Below are 16671 nucleotides of genomic sequence, written 5' to 3'. Positions count from 1 at the left end.
TTTATGACTGAAAAATTAACGCTTGTATAGATTTTCTAAACAATGCAGAARTTAAATGTGACTGCGAGTTAAATATTGCTTTTTGTGGGTGTTATTAAAATAATATCCTTGGTGTAGTCCAAGTTGAAATGAAACTATAATATTATTGATATATCGTACCGACAGCTTGTATTTAGAAAGGTTCGTTTTGGTTTTATTATGAAATTGTTGCTTTTAATTTTATCACTTACTTCCTCTTTTGCATTTGCTCATAGTGCTGAGTCGACCGCTGGCTTTATTGATGGAGTTATTCATCCTTTGAGCGGTTGGCTGCATCTATTTGCAATGCTGGCCGTTGGGGTTTTAAGTAGCCGGTTTGGTGGTTCAACTATTTGGCAGGTTCCTGCCGTGTTTATTGCTTCAATGTTATTCGGACTTTATTTGGGTGAACGTGGGTTTGAACTGCCTTACTTTGAATTGGCAATTGCTGTTTCATTGATTTTGCTTGGTGGGTTACTTGCCCTTAAGCGGATGCCACCTTTGTATATGATGGTTTCGTTTGTTTTATTCTTTGGCGTCTTTCACGGATATGCTCATGGCATCGAAATTGGTGGGTTAATTAATCCAACGGGTTTTAGAAAGGGTTTTTTCCTCGGCTCTGTCCTTATTCATATTATCGGCGTGATGTTTGGCATGGTTCCTAAACAATATAGGAATTACCACAAGGTGGTGAATGCCAGCGGGTATGGTTATATCACTTTGGGCATATTCAGTGTGTTGGTAGGTAGTATCTAGTTATGTTTAAAAACACGACCATTGCTCTGGCTTTTGCTCTTCTTGCTTGGTTACTTCTTGATTATCAAGCGATTGATACAGAGAAAACACTGACTATAGGTGGTCCTTTTGAGTTTACAAGCCAAGACCTATCCAAAGATGGCTTTATCTATACTCGAATGCAGGTAGCTGAAACGCTACTTGAAGTACAGCCTGATGGGAAAGTATCTGAAAAGTTAGCGGCTAAATGGCGTACCAGTGATGATAATTTAGTCTGGTATTTTGATATAAGGCCGGATGTTTTGTTCCATGATGGTGAGGCATTAACGGCTGAAAGTATCGTTATTTCTTTATCTCACGCACTTAACAAGCCAGGCGTTTTGCAGCAACTACCGCTTAAGCGTATTTATTCAGATAATCAACAAGTTGTTGTTGAGCTGAGCGAACCATACAGACCATTGTTATCGGTATTGGCACATTTCTCTACGGCTATTTTGTCTCCGAATTCTTTTGACCAAGAGGGGAGTGTATTTGACATTAATGGCACAGGCCCTTACCAAGTGTCACTGTTGGCGCCACCGCATAAGCTGAATGTTACACGCTTCAATCAATACTGGGGTGATAAGCCAGCTATTGAGCACGTTCATTACCTAACGGGACACCGGGCGGAAAGTCGAGCTTTGCAGGCTCAAAGCGGGCAGGCGGATCTGATTTATACCCTTGATCCTGCCAGCATAGAGGTGCTTAAACGAACTAACCACATTGATGTGTACAGTGAGTCTATTCCTCGCACGGTACTCATTAAGTTAAATAACGAACATAAATTTCTTAATCACAAGGATGTTCGTCGAGCAATGAGTTTGGCCTTGAACCGAGAAGGCATATCAGAACATATTGTGCGAATTCCTGATTCTGAGGCGTATCAATTATTCCCTCCTTCGCTATCAAATTGGCACCTGTCAGGTATGCAAGTCGAGCAACAAGATCGAGTAAAGGCACAACAGCTGTTAGCTCAACAAGGATGGCAGCCTAACGTCGATGGCATACTTGAGCGTGATGGCGAACGTTTTAGTGTGAATTTAGTGACCTATGCTGATCGCCCAGAGCTGACGGTTATCGCGACGGCGGTACAGGCTCAATTACGTCAAGTTGGCATTGAGGTTAACATTAGTGTTGATAACTCGAGCGCGATTCCATCAAGGCATCATGATGGCACCTTGGAGCTGGCTCTTATTGCGAGGAACTTTGGCATTATATCTGACCCTCTTGCTTTATTAATTGATGATACTCGTACTCACAAAGGCAGTGATTGGGGGCCAATGAACTGGTCATCTGAAGCGTTAAACGCTGTGTTAGATCGCATGATGAACAGTACAGATCAGGCGTTTTATTCACTATCACAGCAAGCTGCTAATCTCCTAGCAGATGAAATGCCATTGATCCCCGTGGTGTTTTATACCCAGCAGGTGGCGATCAACGAGCGCGTTATGAATTTTCAATTTGATCCCTTTGAAAATAACTACCGAGTATCGGAGATGTATTTTGCTAACTAAGATCATTGCTAAACGATTAGGGCAAGCCGCTTTCGTTGCGTGGGCGGTGGGCACGTTAACTTTTATTTTGATGCAGCTACTCCCTGGGGATTTTGCTTATCGAATTGCAGCAGGACGTTACGGTTACGATTATGTAAATCAAGCTGCAGCTGATGCGGTAAGGATAGAGTTGGGGCTGGATAGATCTGTATTCATACAATATTTAGAGTGGTTGTTTAATTTAGTTCAATTCAACCTTGGGGATTCACTGGTGAGTGGAAACCCTGTCATTGATGAGTTACAGCACCAATTAGGACACTCACTACAACTGGCTCTTTTTGCCACTTTCTTTTCATTATTGATAGCCATTCCTATTGGGCTATATACAGGGCGTAATGCTGGTGGCATTGCGGATAAAGCCTCACTGTTCGTATCTGTCTATTTACGCGCGCAACCCGTATTTGTGATTGGTTTAGTGTTGGTGCTGTTCTTTGCATTACAGCTAAGACTTCTGCCTGTTGCTGGGTTTGGGAGCAGCGAGTATGTCATTCTTCCAGCTATTTCGCTGGCGCTCTCGATGGCGGCACTGTCGAGTAGGATTATTCGAAACTCCACGTTTGATGTCGTTAATTCTCCTTTTTATCGATTTGCTCGTTTTAAGGGATTAAATGAACAGCAAGCTTTTACGCATCATGCTCAGCCCAATATTGCGTTACCTGTTATTTCATTCATTGGTATTCAAGCGGTAGGGCTTATTGAAGGGATTGTTATGATTGAATCGCTGTTTTCATGGCCTGGTATTGGACATGCGTTGGCACATGCGATTTTTGGCCGTGATGTGCCTATGATCCAAGGCGCTGCACTGGTGATGGGTTTGCTATTTGTGTTGATCAACGGGGCGGTCGATTTTGTAGTGTATTTACTTGACCCTAGGCAAAAAGAGGAGGCACTAGCATGACATCGTTCAGTTTCTCACAGAGGGCTGGCGTGTTGTTGCTAGTGACTCTTTGCGTTGTTATTGCTATCGAGGCGTTTTTCTTTGCGGGGGATCCTGCCCTTCAACGCTTAGATATGGTGTTTGCCAATCCCTCTGCCATAGAACCTCTTGGTACCGATCAATTTGGCCGTAGCAATTTAGCAAGGTTGTCCAGTGCGCTTAAAACGTCATTGCTCATGGTGTTTGTTAGCGTAGGTACTTCGGCCTCATTAGGTGTTTTCCTTGGGGTGGTTGCTGGCTGGAAGCGTGGTTGGATAGACAAGCTACTTTCGTTTCTAGTTAACGTGTTGTTAGCACTGCCGGGGTTAATCTTAGTGCTGTTATTTGGCGCGTTAATCCCAGGGTCATTTTTTATTCTGTATGTTGCTATCTCATTAGTACTTTGGATTGAGTACTTTCGTGTTATTCGCTCTCGCACCATTGTCACCATGCAATACCCTGAAGTAGAGGCATCATTACTATACGGTTTTGGGGGCTGGTATATTTTTAAGCGTCATTTATGGCCTGCTTTCAAAAAAGATGTGTTTACTTTGGCGTGCTTTAGCGCAGGAAATGCTGTTTTGGCATTGGCTTCAATTGGATTTGTTTATGTAGGCCTTAAGCCCCCCCATGCGGAGTTAGGGCTAATGATGGTAGAGCTATTCCCTTACTATAGTGATGCGCCTTGGGTTCTATTTCAGCCTCTTGCGGCGGTTATCGTCTTGGTCTTAAGCTTTAACCTGATTGCAGGAGGGAAGCATGACTAACCCTGCTGTTGAGGTCAACGACCTCTCAATTTACTCAGACGAAGATTGCATTGTTGAGCGCTTGTCTGTGGCCTTACGATTAGGAAAGCCAGTAACCATCCTCGGTGAGACTGGCTCAGGAAAAAGTTTGCTAGCACAAGCCATTATGGGGGCCTTGCCTGCAGGACTTCACAGTGACGGCCAAATAACCTTGTTTGGTAAGAAAAACCTTTCTCAGAAAGAACTTGAATCATACTGGGGACGTAAGATTACCATGCTGCCTCAAGAACCATGGTTGTCGTTAGACCCGATTATGGCGGGAGAAAAACAGTACGCGTTAGTCAAAACGTTGGTTAATCATGAGTCAGAAGAACAGTCAAAAAAGTCGACAAAGCAGAATTTTAGCGCCTTCGGGTTAGGGCAAGATGGCTTGAAAGTGCCAAACCAGCTCTCTGGCGGAATGGCACAGCGCTTGGCTTATTTATGTGCAACGGCAGCTGGTGGTGAAGTATTGATTGCAGACGAACCAACTAAAGGGCTCGATGCGAGTAGAAAGCAGCAGATCATAACGTTATTGAAGCAACACAGTAAGAAGGGCTGTTTACTCACTATTACTCATGATATTGACATAGCTCGAGCGTTAGGTGGCGAGATTATCGTGATGCGGTTGGGCAAGATTGTCGAACGTGGTAGCTGCGAAAAGCTGCTTCAACAGCCTATATCTGAATATGCGAAGCAGCTGATTGAAGCGCAACACTACACGTTATCTAGTCGGGATCGTACTCATCAATCCCACGCATTGATTCAGTGTCACCAACTCAACAAGTATCGAGGTGGAAAAAGGTTGTTCAACCAATTAGATTTCACCATAGATCAAGGGGAAATAGTCGGTGTTGTTGGAGATAGTGGTACTGGTAAGTCGACACTAGCAGATATGGTACTTGGCTTGACTACTATTGATAGCGGTAACATATTACGTTGCCATAGCCTTAGTAGAGGTAAAGCACTCAAGTTATATCAAGACCCACCATCGGCGTTTGCACAATCGATTTCATTGGGACAAAACGTAGATGACTTGTGTCAGTTACATGGTCTTGATAAAGAACCCATAGCCGATTTAATGAGACGTTTGCATTTGAACCCAACATTACTCTCTCGAAAACCTGCACAAGTATCAGGTGGAGAATTACAGCGATTTGCTATATTGCGCGCGCTTTTAATGGAACCTAAGTTATTAGTTGCGGATGAACCTACTTCACGACTTGATCCTATTACTGCGGCATCAACAATGCGTTTATTAATCGAACAAACACAGCGCATTGGTTGTGCACTACTGCTTATTAGCCATGATCACACCTTAATTCGTCAGGTATGCGATAAAGTGATAGATATTGCGGACTATTCTTGCGATGTTCGCCACCCTGTTCAAGCAGTATCAAGCGTCGCAGTACCTTAGTTGTAATTTGAATCAATACGGCTCCTATCTTGCTATTTGGCTGAGCAGTATTACCCATGATTTTATTGTTAGGTTGATTGGATTGATAGGGCTTTAATATGAGTCGAGTAGAGAGAGTAATACAGCGTTCCTTACCCCCATTTAATTCACTTCGCGCTTTTGAATCAGCCGCGAGGCATTTAAGCTTAACACGGGCAGCGGAAGAGTTAAGTGTCAGCCGAGGTGCTATTAGTCAACAAATTAAGCTTCTAGAAGAATACCTGAATGAAGCACTTTTTATTCGCCAAGGTTCGAGCCTAACTTTGACCGATCAAGCGATTAATTACCTGCCTTTGCTAACGGAAACCTTTAATAACCTTCAAGTTGGTACACAAAGTCTATTTGGTAAAAATGTGAGTCACACGCTGACCATCCGAATATCACAAAGCTTTTGCTGCGCATGGTTGCTAACTCGACTTGCTGATTTTCAAAGGCAAAACCCAAATTTAAAAATTAAGTTCTATTCTACCGTTAACTTATATCCGTCAACGAATCAGTCTGTCGATATTGAGATTATAAATGGCTATGGTAACTGGCAAGGTAAAGATGCTGAGCGGATTACTAACAACGAGCGCTGGGTTGTTGTTGCAAGTCCCTCTTATTTAAAACAGTACGATTTTAATCAATCCATAGAAGCGATTTCAAGCTACCCTAAGATCGCGACGATGGGGTACAGTGAAGGTTGGCGTGATTGGTTTAATTTACATTCTCCAGGTATGCCATTCACCGATCCTGAACTTGAATTCGATAGTACTAAAATTTCGATGGAGGCCGCGTGCCAAGGTTTAGGTATGCTATTGGCTAAAACTATTTTAGTTGAAGATGCTTTGAAAGCTGGGGATTTGGTTATAGCTCATCCAGCAACGTTGGATAGCCAGAGTAACCATTACATCATTGTAAATAGGAATCGAGATAATCAATATAAGGTCGCACAGTTTAAAAATTGGCTTAGGAAAAGCATTAATTAGCGAGTTTACTCGCCATGTTATCTTTGGAATAGTGAATGTTATCCACAAGAGAGAAGATGCCAAAAGTAGTATCTAGGTACTACAAACGAAAAAGCCACCGTGAACAGTGGCCTTTCAATCAATAGTGGTAGCGGCAGCTGGCAATTAGGATAGCGTCATCGGTGATGGCATACACCAAGCGGTTGGTGGAGTCGATGCGCCGAGACCAGAACCCCGTCATGTCGTGTTTCAGTGGCTCGGGCTTACCTTCGCCTTCAAACGGATCGCGTTTGATGGCAGTGATGAGCTTGTTTATGCGTTTCAGGGTCTTCTTGTCTTGGGTCTGCCAGTACAGGTAATCGTCCCAAGCATGATCAGCAAATGTCAGATTGCGCTTCGTTGTCGTCTTCGTCATGGTCAATCAGTTCTCGTGTTTGGCCTTGACCCGCACGTAATTGGCGCATGGACTCACGGAGGCGTTGGGCATTAGCCGGGCTACTCAGCAGGTGCATGGTTTCTTGCCAGCTGTTGAACTCGGACTCCGACATCACAACGACATTTTCGCCGTCACGGCGGTGGATCAACGCTTGGTCACAATCGTCAACCACCGTGTCGAATACCGTTTTCAACGAACTACGGGCTTCGGTATAGGTATAGGTTTTCATAGTTAATGATTCCGTGTTTCACTAAGCGTTTTTAGGCGTTGTCAGCTCCGAATTTAACACTCTATTACCTGAAATTATCTCAGCGTAATATCAGAGTTTCCTCATCTGTTTCGTGCACTACACCCTAATATAGGACGTAGTACGATGCCATTATGGCTTGAGTAAAGCTTACACCTGTACCTAAGTAAGTACAAGTGTATTTTCAACCTTATTTTGTAGCGCATATGTTTGAGTTAACTTATGCCCGCTTCCAGCGATATCTTTCGACCAAAGGTAGCTGGTGTCATGCTACGGTAGCATCGACCTAGTCGTGATTATGTAGATATTTACATAGATGGTTGCGCGACCCAAGACTGTAAGCGTGGTGCTGCCTTGCCGAGAGGGCGGACAATTTTAAGAATTAATACTCTGGCAGCTGAAAGGTTTTCGATAACTTCACAATATCGTTGTCTGTATAGCTAGCAATTTTCTCCATGACTTCACGAGTTAGGTGAGGGCAGAAGCTTTCGATAAAATCGAGCATGTACTTTTGTAAAAAGAGATTACGGCTATAGCAGAGCCAAGCATCAGAAGCCTCAAAAACATGCTCAAGAGGAATATTGATGAGTTCATCGTCAATCACGTCATTTGCTGCTACTTGTGCAACAACACCTATACCGTATCCCAACTTAACATATTTTTTGATGACCTCGACATCCATAACCGTCATGAAATAGTAAGGGCTGATCCCATGCTCTTTGAAGGCTTTGTCTTGGGCTATTCGACCTGTAGAGCCGGGCTCGTAACTGATCAGCGGATATTGGCTGATATTTTCAAGAGTGACTTCTTTATTCGTCGCTAAAGGGTGATTTTTAGGAACGATCAACCCTAAATTCCATTTGTATGCAGGTAAAACAATGACGTCTGAATCATGTTCAACTTTTTGAGCAACAATCGAAAAATCGGATTGGCCTCGTTTAATTAAATGGCCGTATTTATCGAGTTGTGAGCTACCAATATGAAATTTAATTTTTGGGTATCGCTTAACGAACTGATCAACGGTGTTCGGTAATAGATATCTAGCGATAGTATTGGTGGTGTAGATATTCAAAAAGCCTTCTTCCGGCTTCACATGATCGTTAACGATAGTCTTGATCCTGCTTTCTATATCCAACATCTGAATGGCTTCTTGAATGATCAAATCACCAACAGCAGTTACGGAGCTAAGTGATTTGCCTTTACGCTCGAATATTTTTACTCCAAGCTCTTGCTCTAATAGCTTTATCTGCTTGCTAACACCCGGTTGGGTTGTATACAAAGAGTTTGAGGCGAGAGAAATGTTTAAGTTGTTATCGACAACCGCCTTTAGGTATCTGAGCTGCTGTAGTTTCATATAAACACCTCTAAAATCAGCAAAATTATTTAATATAGGCATTCTGCCAGAGTTTGCGGTGCGCTTCATAGAACAAATTGTTATTTATAATAACTAAGTCGCAAGTTTATGTGAGGTTTGTTTTGGAATTGAGTTTAAAATGATATATGCAGTTTAATGCGTAGCTAAAAAGTACTGTTAAATCCAAAGGTTTTCTTAATGATCATCGAACATCAGCCTGCTGAGAGTACTGGTTATGATACTGATTAGCTTTTCTTAGCTGAATCTGCCGCACGCATGGCAACAATTAAACCACATACATCCACGGGTCATTACATTTTACATGGTTAAGAAAGAAGCATATTTAACCTCAAATATATTGTGTCTATAGAACTCGAAAGTTATTACAAAATATTAATAAGCGGTGTGACTTATTCTATTGGGAATGGTTTTTTTACTCCTGTTTTGTAATGGATTTGTGGATAAATTAAAATTCATGGGTTAACAGGTTTATCTTTTCGCTTTGTTGAGCGACTTAAATGAGCACGACTGTAAGGTCTTTGTGACTTTTAAATCGTTATAAGAATAGATGTGGGGTGTTTTATGTGCGTTCTGTTAATTAAATGTTTTGAGTCGAAAATAATTAATAAGTAATAACTTTTCGTTATTACTTAAGTGGATTGATATCACAAAAATTATCTGCGGCATCTCTATTATTCTCTTCGCGCAATTAACGCATATTTATAAGGTATACATCCATGAGTAAACGCTCATCCATACAAGTAACTGTAATAACAACTATTATTGTTATGCTTGTTATATTTTTAGCCCAAGTTGTAATTGGGGCACAATCAATTGAGGTTGGATCAGTATCAATCGCAATTCTTCCAATGTTATTTGCGGTCATTATTGGTATGACTGTTTCACTGAATGTTGTTAGAGACAAAGTTAAAGTCTGGGGAAAAACATTTACAGACAAAGAAGAATCTTTTGCTTCAAAAATGGTTGGCTTTTCTCTTCTTGTTCTTGGTACTCAGTACGCAGGAATGATCATTCCAAACTTAGATAATATTATTGATGCAGGTTTACCACTTCTTTTCCAAGAACTTGGAAACTTACTGCCTATTTTAGTTGCGGTTCCTCTTGCGGTTAAGTTCGGTCTTGGTCGAAATGCTATTGGTGCTTGTTCGTCAATCAGTCGTGAGCCATCTATTGCGGTAATTCAGGGTAAATACGGTACAGGCTCTCCTGAATATGTAGGTGTGCTGGCTATCTACCTATGTGGTTCAGTGATCGGTACTATTTGGTTCAGTGTTCTTGGTAGCATCGCACCTATGACGGGGCTTCATCCTTTCGCTCTAGCTGCGGGTAGTGGTGTTGGTAGTGGCTCTATGCTAAGTGCAGCATCTGCATCGTTAGTGAGTGGTCTTGATGCTGAAATGGCTAGCCAAGCATTAAGTATTGCTGCTGCTTCAAACTTATTATCATCGGTTGTTGGTGCGTTGTCTTTAACGTTCCTTGGTCTGCCGCTAGCTGAATTCGTGTATAAAATGTGCAACAAGGGTAACTCAGAGGTATCAACTAATGCTTAATGCTATCAATGATATGAAGTTTGTATTTCTAGCACTAGCACTTGCTATTTTTACACAAACTCTAACAGACGGTACTCCACTATTAAGCATGTGGGATAGCTTTATCGCTATGGCTGTGGTTGTATTCTTATCGCTTGTTGCTAAAGAGTACATCAAGTCACCACTGCCAACATTTGCCTACGCGACCTTGATTGGTATCTTCCTATGTCTACCAGACACCGTGGTTCGTACCTTTATTCTGGATTCTATTGGTAAAGTTGGATTCCTTTCTGCTTGTGTTCCACTACTAACCTTTGCTGGTTTGTCTGTTGGTGGCCAAATGGAAGAGCTTAAGAAGCTATCTTGGAAGATCGTTGTATTGTTCTTCGTTGTTTCTACCGCTTGTTTCTTTGGTGCATCAATTATTGCGCAAATCGGTTTCACCATGAAGGGAATTATCTAATGTTGAGTAAGTTTGAATTAAACGAAAAGCTTCTTAGCCTTCAAGAATACAGTGTAAAAACACGTCGTGATTTACACATGATTCCAGAATTATCTGGTGAAGAGTACAAAACCTCGAAGTACTGTAAAACGCTGATGGCGGAGTACGGTTATACAGTAGTCAGTTACGATGGCTATACCGGTTTTATTGCTGATTTGATTGTTGACCCAGCGTTTAGTTTGGTTGGTTTCCGTGCAGATATGGATGCATTGGAAATGGATGACTTGACCGATAATGAGTATTCGTCAACGCATGAAGGTCGATCTCATAACTGTGGTCACGATACTCACATGACCATTTTGTTGACTGCGGCTAAGTACTTAGCCGCAAATCAAAGTGAATTACGTCATAACGTACGCTTCATCTTCCAAATGGCGGAAGAAGATATGCGTGTTGATGGCGCTAATAAAATGGTCGAGCTGGGTTGCATGGAAGGCGTTAATGAAGTTTACGCACTTCACAACGATGCGGCGATGGAATGTGGTGCTGTTCGTGTGAACAACAACATTATGTCTTCTTATGGTTATGCTTGGACATTAGACATTGAGGGTGTGTCTGCACACGGTTCAACGCCGCATAAAGGCCTTGATGCAATCCGTGAAGGTGCACGTATCATTGAAGATATGGACTACATCGTTGCTAAACAAACCAACCCATTCTCACCTGCGGTATTTGTGTGTGGTTTGTTTAATGGCGGTACGATTCCAAACGCTGTTGCTGCCAATGTTCAAGCTCGCGGTACCATTCGTTCTATGGACTCAGAGACGAATAAAATCCTGCAAAATAGCTTTGAAGGTATTGTCGCTCAAAGTGAACTACGTGGTTATAAAACCTCAATTAATTACTGTGGTTACCCTGCGGTAATTAACCATGAGAGCGCTTATCAACGTGTGGTTAAAGCAGCAAGCGAGACGATTCCAGCAGAGCTGTTAGATGCGACAGGTTCGCCGATGACGGGTAGCGAAGACTTTAGCCTAATGGTTGAAGCTGCAAAGAATAAGCAAGGCGCTATGTTCTTCCTTGGCTCAGGCAACAGTGCGAAAGGTATCAATAATTATCTGCACTCAAATCCATACTTTGTTGATGAAGACTTCTTGCTTGTAGGTGCACAAATCTTCATTAATATAGCTACGTCATAAGTTAAAATCAGCGGATTAAATGGTAAAGGCCTAGCATATATTATGTTAGGCCTTTTTTTGCCTACGAGTATGGGACAAGCTTTCTGCTAATAAAGGCTATGCTCGACCTAACATACGAAGTAAAACTAAGTTCTTTGATAAATAATGGTGTTTAACCGCAGCAGAAGCGTGGAGTAAAACAACGATAGCTAGAAGTAAACAACTGGCTCTGTGAACGCTAAAAAAGAAAGAATTAACCTCTGGGGAAGAAATAGGGTTCGGAACGGTTATGAGCCAAAATAGTTCATAATTTGTTTCTAGCATCAAAAAACCACTGATGAAAACGATGAACATTAGCTGATAAATAATATCGTGAACCATATGAGCTATTTTTTTTTGCCAAGATGGAATTGAGTGGTCTGTAAAGCTATAGTTTGGACGGAGGTGCTTCCAAAACCAGCGGAAAATAAAGACAATGCTACCGACTGTTGCAAGTGACATGTTTAATATTGATAAAAACTGGAAAATGCTAGGGTGACTATCGACCACCAAATGCATTACGTAACCTGCCGTTGTCGCATAGATTATGATGGCTGCCATTGACCAATGTAAGTATCGGGTAATCTTATCATAGTTAGACGTTTTCATTATTTTAACCTAGCTTGAATATTATGTTTGTAATTGAAATTTAGCAGTAAAATATGACTTGGTCATTGGTGCTGGTGTGACGTTAATTCAATGTTTAACAAGTGATTATGTAAATACCTCAATGTTAAATGCTTAATTTTCTTGCAAGAGTGTTTTCAACATTATAATTAACAGTATTTATATTGGTTATCTAAATGGTCGGTATAGTAAAAGAGATAAAACTAATGTCATCGTTTGATGATCTTTTTGTTAAGCCTTTAGTTTAATTTTTGAAAGTTGATAATTCTCTTCCTCGTTATATAGGTAAATATGTTACGGTAAACATTGTGATGCAAACTTGAAGTATTGATTCAGTTGAATTTTATATTTATGGATATGAAGCATATCAAGGTTGATGTGATGCTCATCTCACAGTGGGAAATATTTTAAAATCATGGCTATTAGATGAACTCTTAATCTTTATAATGAGTGAAATGTGGTGGAATATTCTGTTGTAAATCGTTTAAGTCATATTGTTCTTTTTGCACTCAGTTTAATCATTATGGGTAAAATTTTTAGGGGTACTATCAATGGCGTTGAGCGATAGAGAAAAGAGTTTAATTAGTGGCATGCTATATCACCCAGGGAAAGATGGGTTACCTGATGATCGTGGTGTAGCGCGTAAGCTATGTCATCAAATTTCGAATAGTTTTGATGCTGAAGAGAAACAAAAGTTGATCCAACAATTGTTTGGCAAAGCGGATGAGTCGACATCACTAAATGGTAACTTTGCTTGTGATTATGGTTATAACATTGAGGTCGGCAAAGATTTTTACATGAATGCCAATGGCGTGATCCTCGATTGTGGCAAAGTAATTATTGGTGATTATGTGATGATAGGGCCAAACGTTACGTTATGCACCGCTGGTCACCCGATTGACGCTAAAACGCGTTACACTTATGAAGAATTTGCTAAACCTATCAGCATTGGTAATAAAGTATGGATTGGCGCCAATGTTTTGGTCTTACCGGGTGTAACAATTGGTAATGGGGCGGTTGTTGGCGGTGGTAGCGTGGTAACAAAAGATGTGCCTGCTGACACCGTTGTTGTGGGAAACCCTGCACGGGTGATACGAGAAAATATAAACGATTAAAATTAATGGCGACGTAATATTGCGTTGCAGTACTTTTGATAGGCTGACGTTGGCAGGTTGGCCTAACATAAACCTTAGATATTTCCCCCATATTAGCGCTACACGCTATATATAACGCGTGTCTATTGTCTGAAATGTCAGACATTTCAGTTTTAATCTTATAGTTCTACGACAAAGTAGCGTTAAATTAATCGACTAATAAGACTTAGTCTTAATTTTATTAATTCAATAATAGTTGTGAATTTAACATCCATTAATAAGAATGATTATAGTTGTTAATAAAATATAAATTTTCGTCTTAGGATAAAGATGATGATTAAACCTGCTACTTTTCTTTTTATTGATAATTACTGATGATGAGAATTGATTTTATATTTATCGTGCTAGTTTTAGTTTGTGCCTCTGGTTAAATGTTGAGAGGAGAAAATAGCTATTGATATAAAGTGATGTCCTTGTCTAGGTTGATATTCTGGTGGATTCCATGATAAATACAAAAACAAAGAATAAACTGAAAAATAATAAAGATATATGGTGTAGTACTACTGTGGGGTTAATCGTTAGTCTAGGTCTTTTCCCTTATGGCGCTCATGCGATTGGTGATACTCCATCTTTTCCTACTTCAAACCCTGAAAATATGACTTATTTGGAGGAGATGGGTAAACGATTGTTTTTTACAGAGATCTCAGTCAATAGAAACCAGTCGTGTGCTTCATGTCATACGGGAGGGACTGGCGGAACAAATGGTGTGTCGGAAGTGAACTTAGGGCAAGTTGCCGTAACGGGTTCTGATGGCTTTAGCGTTGGTTCGCTTAAACCGCCAACAAATAAGTATGTGCAGTTTTTGGATGAAGAGAAAAATGTTACAGGTCTCGCGAACTTTGAAATGTGTTCAGTACCTTTTCCACCTTTCTCTGTACCTTGTGGTGGGGCATTTTGGAATGGCCGAGCGACAGGCGACTTATTAGAGCAACAAGTTGATGTATTTGCCGGTATTGATAGTAAATATTACGATATGTACAGCAAGTATTTAGGGCCAATGGCTGATCAGGCACATGCTAGTCCGTTTATTAACCCTGTTGAACAGGCTTTGCCAAATATGTATAAGGTGTGTAAACAGGTGAAGCAGACATTGTGGGGGCCGCAGCTGTATCAATATGCTTGGGGCAAAAAACTTCGCTGTAGTACCGATAGTGATGTTCAACAAGCGTTTGGTCGATTTGCAGTATCATTAGCATCATGGCAAATGTCGAGTGATAATAACCCATTTGATTCTAAACGAGATATTGCTTTGGAAAACGATGCTGATGGTGCATTTCCATTGGATGACTTTTCTGATTTAGAAAATGAAGGTCATGATATCTTTTACGGTTTTAATGGCCGGTGCTTCTTCTGCCATGTTAGCGATAATGATCCTGATGGTACGGCAAAATTCCAGCGCTATACCGATGATCGGTATTTCAATATTGGGGTTCCAAGAAATCATGAAATACCAGAAGATCCAGAGCCGAATGAAGGTGTCTTTGCGCTTACTGGTGCGTTTGGGAACTTAGGACAACATAAAGTACCAACATTGCGTAATGTAGATAAAAGGCCTCATGCTGGATTTTCAAAAGCATACACCCACAATGGTTGGTTTAAAACATTGGAGCAACTCGTACACTTCTATAACTCATCAGGCTTAATTGACGATCCTGCTGCAATTGCAGCATGTAATCTTGCAACCAATGATGCTGAAAGAATGGCAGCTTCTACCGCTTGTTTCTTTGAAAAAACGCGTTGTGTTGGTGTAAATGTTACTGTTGAAGAGGCAATGGAAAATAATTGCTGGCCCGATCCAGAGTTTGACCACAATATTGCCACCTTTGCGGTGGGTGATCTGAAATTAAATGAACATGAAGAGTCGGCTTTAGTGGCTTACCTAGCGACGCTTAGTGATACGTCTGAGGCGAAGTCTCCTTCGCAATACATGGCTGAAATGTATAAGGAAACTCGCTTAAAACATCAAAGTGAAGATGACTCGGAGTATGAAGCGCCAGCACCCGTACATACGGTTGAAGAGCCTGTAAATACTCGACATGAAAGACCCACTTTCAGTCGCCGTCGTTAATCACTCTTTATATTCTTCATAGCAACACATTGTGTGAAGATACTGGGTATTAAACTGAACACTGGGCAGTATTGCTGCCCAGTGTTTTATTTTTAATTGATAGCAATAGTTAGTAGACGTCTAAATCCTGTCCCATGACATAGTTACCATCGTAGAAACTACGGAATTCCTTATCGATAGATTCTTCGCCCGCCCCGAAGTACAAAACGTGGTTAAGTACCATCAGTTTGGGTTTTATTAGGTTGCCAATTTTCGCCAATTCTTCAGTCGATGTGTGAGCTGCTTGGTGATATTTCTGCCAATCAGGGGTACGTTTCGCAAGTCCTTTCATGCTATAGACTTCATGGATCAAAATGTCGGCACCTTTATAATTTTTGATCACCTCTTCATCATAAGCAGTATCACCTGAAATCACGATAACGCGGTCAGGGGTCGTGAAGCGGTAGCCAAGCGCATAGCCATCGGGCCAGTCGCCATGACGGGCGTTGAAAGCTTCAACTTGTACATTTTCATCTTGATAAACAACACCCGGCTTTTTAATGATTGTGGTATTTACTTTATAGCCTTCAGGCGTTGCGGGTTGTGCTCCCTTCATCCGGTGATCAATATCTGACTTATAGGCTGCCAATACGTTGTTAACGAGAAAGTTGGTATTGGGAGGACCAAATAGCTGTAGTGGCTCTTTGCGGCCAAGTACCCACGGAGTAAGGATAATATCGGGTAAACCAGTCGTGTGATCAGAGTCTAGGTGAGTTAAGAAGGCGGTTTTCAAGAATGTCGGGCGTACGGTATTACCAGGAAAGCCAGTAAAACCAAGTTTTCTAGCTGCATCCATTTGACGTACAGCACCCGGACCAAAATCAACCAGATAAACTTGATCGTTAACCACGATAGCAATGGATTGCCCTGAGTGTTTAGCGTCATTAAACGGTGTGCCTGTTCCCAGCATGACCACCTTGGTGATATCTGAAGGTTGGTATACATTATTGTCACTTTTCGCGTTTACTATGTATGGCATAAACAACGAAAAGATAATGACGGGTAGCATTAATACAAAAGAGTGTAGTTTTGTTGGCATGTTGCTGTTCCTTTTGACGTTACTGTCCTATATAGGGGAACCCCACCAT

The 16671-nt window shown here is 41.3% G+C and carries 15 protein-coding genes and 2 pseudogenes; 12 read left to right on the top strand and 5 right to left on the bottom strand.

Annotation, left to right across the window (positions count from 1 at the left end):
• Positions 1–198 precede the first annotated feature (198 nt).
• The 6 genes from L4D09_RS17565 (at position 199) to L4D09_RS17540 (ending at position 6470) form a co-directional block, all read left to right on the top strand.
• Entirely contained in the window at positions 199–774 is a 576-nt protein-coding gene (locus tag L4D09_RS17565) for a HupE/UreJ family protein (protein ID WP_428458815.1), read from the top strand.
• Between the two features lie 2 nt (positions 775–776).
• Positions 777–2306, top strand: a complete 1530-nt coding sequence (locus L4D09_RS17560) for an ABC transporter substrate-binding protein (RefSeq protein WP_428458814.1) — start codon at positions 777–779, stop codon at positions 2304–2306.
• Positions 2296–3243 (top strand): ABC transporter permease, encoded by a 948-nt coding sequence (locus tag L4D09_RS17555; protein ID WP_428458813.1) that lies wholly within the window; start codon positions 2296–2298, stop codon positions 3241–3243. Before L4D09_RS17560 ends, L4D09_RS17555 begins: the two co-directional genes overlap by 11 nt.
• A complete protein-coding gene (locus tag L4D09_RS17550) occupies positions 3240–4028 on the top strand; it encodes an ABC transporter permease (protein WP_428458812.1) in 789 nt (262 codons plus the stop codon). The genes L4D09_RS17555 and L4D09_RS17550 overlap by 4 nt, the downstream gene beginning before the upstream one ends.
• Positions 4021–5463 (top strand): ABC transporter ATP-binding protein, encoded by a 1443-nt coding sequence (locus tag L4D09_RS17545; protein ID WP_428458811.1) that lies wholly within the window; start codon positions 4021–4023, stop codon positions 5461–5463. Before L4D09_RS17550 ends, L4D09_RS17545 begins: the two co-directional genes overlap by 8 nt.
• A 98-nt stretch (positions 5464–5561) precedes the next feature.
• Complete coding sequence (locus tag L4D09_RS17540) at positions 5562–6470, top strand: LysR substrate-binding domain-containing protein (protein ID WP_428458810.1); 909 nt, start codon at positions 5562–5564, stop codon at positions 6468–6470.
• A gap of 118 nt (positions 6471–6588) precedes the next feature.
• Here L4D09_RS17540 and L4D09_RS17535 read toward each other — a convergent pair whose 3' ends face one another.
• The 3 genes from L4D09_RS17535 to L4D09_RS17525 all read right to left on the bottom strand — a co-directional run bounded on the left by L4D09_RS17535 (position 6589) and on the right by L4D09_RS17525 (position 8486).
• Entirely contained in the window at positions 6589–6864 is a 276-nt protein-coding gene (locus L4D09_RS17535; protein WP_428458809.1) for a Txe/YoeB family addiction module toxin, read from the bottom strand.
• A complete protein-coding gene (locus tag L4D09_RS17530; protein WP_428458808.1) occupies positions 6824–7114 on the bottom strand; it encodes a type II toxin-antitoxin system Phd/YefM family antitoxin in 291 nt (96 codons plus the stop codon). Before L4D09_RS17530 ends, L4D09_RS17535 begins: the two co-directional genes overlap by 41 nt.
• 400 nt (positions 7115–7514) lie before the next feature.
• Positions 7515–8486: a LysR substrate-binding domain-containing protein gene (locus L4D09_RS17525; protein ID WP_428458807.1), complete on the bottom strand. Its 972-nt coding sequence runs from the start codon at positions 8484–8486 to the stop codon at positions 7515–7517.
• A 737-nt stretch (positions 8487–9223) separates the two neighbouring features.
• Here L4D09_RS17525 and L4D09_RS17520 point away from each other — a divergent pair.
• Genes L4D09_RS17520 through L4D09_RS17510 form a run of 3 tightly spaced genes read left to right on the top strand, consistent with a single transcriptional unit; the run spans position 9224 to position 11677 of the window.
• Positions 9224–10057 carry a DUF3100 domain-containing protein gene (locus tag L4D09_RS17520; protein ID WP_428458806.1) on the top strand — a complete coding sequence of 278 codons (834 nt, stop codon included), beginning with the start codon at positions 9224–9226 and terminating at the stop codon, positions 10055–10057.
• Complete coding sequence (locus L4D09_RS17515) at positions 10050–10499, top strand: hypothetical protein (protein ID WP_428458805.1); 450 nt, start codon at positions 10050–10052, stop codon at positions 10497–10499. Before L4D09_RS17520 ends, L4D09_RS17515 begins: the two co-directional genes overlap by 8 nt.
• Positions 10499–11677, top strand: a complete 1179-nt coding sequence (locus L4D09_RS17510) for a M20 metallopeptidase family protein (RefSeq protein ID WP_428458804.1) — start codon at positions 10499–10501, stop codon at positions 11675–11677. The genes L4D09_RS17515 and L4D09_RS17510 overlap by 1 nt, the downstream gene beginning before the upstream one ends.
• Before the next feature lie 96 nt (positions 11678–11773).
• Here the strand turns inward: L4D09_RS17510 and L4D09_RS17505 are convergent, their stop codons facing one another.
• Positions 11774–12304 (bottom strand): cytochrome b, encoded by a 531-nt coding sequence (locus L4D09_RS17505; protein WP_428458803.1) that lies wholly within the window; start codon positions 12302–12304, stop codon positions 11774–11776.
• A 569-nt stretch (positions 12305–12873) separates the two neighbouring features.
• Here L4D09_RS17505 and L4D09_RS17500 point away from each other — a divergent pair.
• The 3 genes and pseudogenes from L4D09_RS17500 to L4D09_RS17490 form a co-directional block, all read left to right on the top strand.
• Positions 12874–13029: pseudogene (locus tag L4D09_RS17500) on the top strand (maltose acetyltransferase domain-containing protein); the annotation flags it as partial.
• A gap of 240 nt (positions 13030–13269) precedes the next feature.
• Positions 13270–13416: pseudogene (locus tag L4D09_RS17495) on the top strand (DapH/DapD/GlmU-related protein); the annotation flags it as partial.
• A gap of 502 nt (positions 13417–13918) precedes the next feature.
• The gene (locus tag L4D09_RS17490; RefSeq protein WP_428458802.1) at positions 13919–15544 is read left to right on the top strand and encodes a cytochrome-c peroxidase; all 1626 of its coding nucleotides are present in this window, start codon (positions 13919–13921) and stop codon (positions 15542–15544) included.
• 109 nt (positions 15545–15653) lie between these two features.
• Here the strand turns inward: L4D09_RS17490 and L4D09_RS17485 are convergent, their stop codons facing one another.
• A complete protein-coding gene (locus L4D09_RS17485) occupies positions 15654–16622 on the bottom strand; it encodes an MBL fold metallo-hydrolase (RefSeq protein WP_428458801.1) in 969 nt (322 codons plus the stop codon).
• Positions 16623–16671: the final 49 nt, after the last annotated feature.

Origin of the sequence: Photobacterium makurazakiensis (assembly GCF_050336715.1) — a bacterium.
Classification (GTDB): Bacteria; Pseudomonadota; Gammaproteobacteria; order Enterobacterales; family Vibrionaceae; genus Photobacterium; species Photobacterium makurazakiensis.
This window is presented reverse-complemented; position numbering and strand designations above follow the sequence as displayed.

Coding starts and splice junctions, on each gene's coding strand:
- L4D09_RS17565 (WP_428458815.1), top strand. CDS start 199: ATGAAATTGTTGCTTTTAATTTTATCACTTACTTCCTCTTTTGCATTT.
- L4D09_RS17515 (WP_428458805.1), top strand. CDS start 10,050: ATGCTTAATGCTATCAATGATATGAAGTTTGTATTTCTAGCACTAGCA.
- L4D09_RS17560 (WP_428458814.1), top strand. CDS start 777: ATGTTTAAAAACACGACCATTGCTCTGGCTTTTGCTCTTCTTGCTTGG.
- L4D09_RS17505 (WP_428458803.1), bottom strand. CDS start 12,304: ATGAAAACGTCTAACTATGATAAGATTACCCGATACTTACATTGGTCA.
- L4D09_RS17485 (WP_428458801.1), bottom strand. CDS start 16,622: ATGCCAACAAAACTACACTCTTTTGTATTAATGCTACCCGTCATTATC.
- L4D09_RS17550 (WP_428458812.1), top strand. CDS start 3,240: ATGACATCGTTCAGTTTCTCACAGAGGGCTGGCGTGTTGTTGCTAGTG.
- L4D09_RS17520 (WP_428458806.1), top strand. CDS start 9,224: ATGAGTAAACGCTCATCCATACAAGTAACTGTAATAACAACTATTATT.
- L4D09_RS17510 (WP_428458804.1), top strand. CDS start 10,499: ATGTTGAGTAAGTTTGAATTAAACGAAAAGCTTCTTAGCCTTCAAGAA.
- L4D09_RS17490 (WP_428458802.1), top strand. CDS start 13,919: ATGATAAATACAAAAACAAAGAATAAACTGAAAAATAATAAAGATATA.
- L4D09_RS17535 (WP_428458809.1), bottom strand. CDS start 6,864: ATGACGAAGACGACAACGAAGCGCAATCTGACATTTGCTGATCATGCT.
- L4D09_RS17525 (WP_428458807.1), bottom strand. CDS start 8,486: ATGAAACTACAGCAGCTCAGATACCTAAAGGCGGTTGTCGATAACAAC.
- L4D09_RS17540 (WP_428458810.1), top strand. CDS start 5,562: ATGAGTCGAGTAGAGAGAGTAATACAGCGTTCCTTACCCCCATTTAAT.
- L4D09_RS17545 (WP_428458811.1), top strand. CDS start 4,021: ATGACTAACCCTGCTGTTGAGGTCAACGACCTCTCAATTTACTCAGAC.
- L4D09_RS17530 (WP_428458808.1), bottom strand. CDS start 7,114: ATGAAAACCTATACCTATACCGAAGCCCGTAGTTCGTTGAAAACGGTA.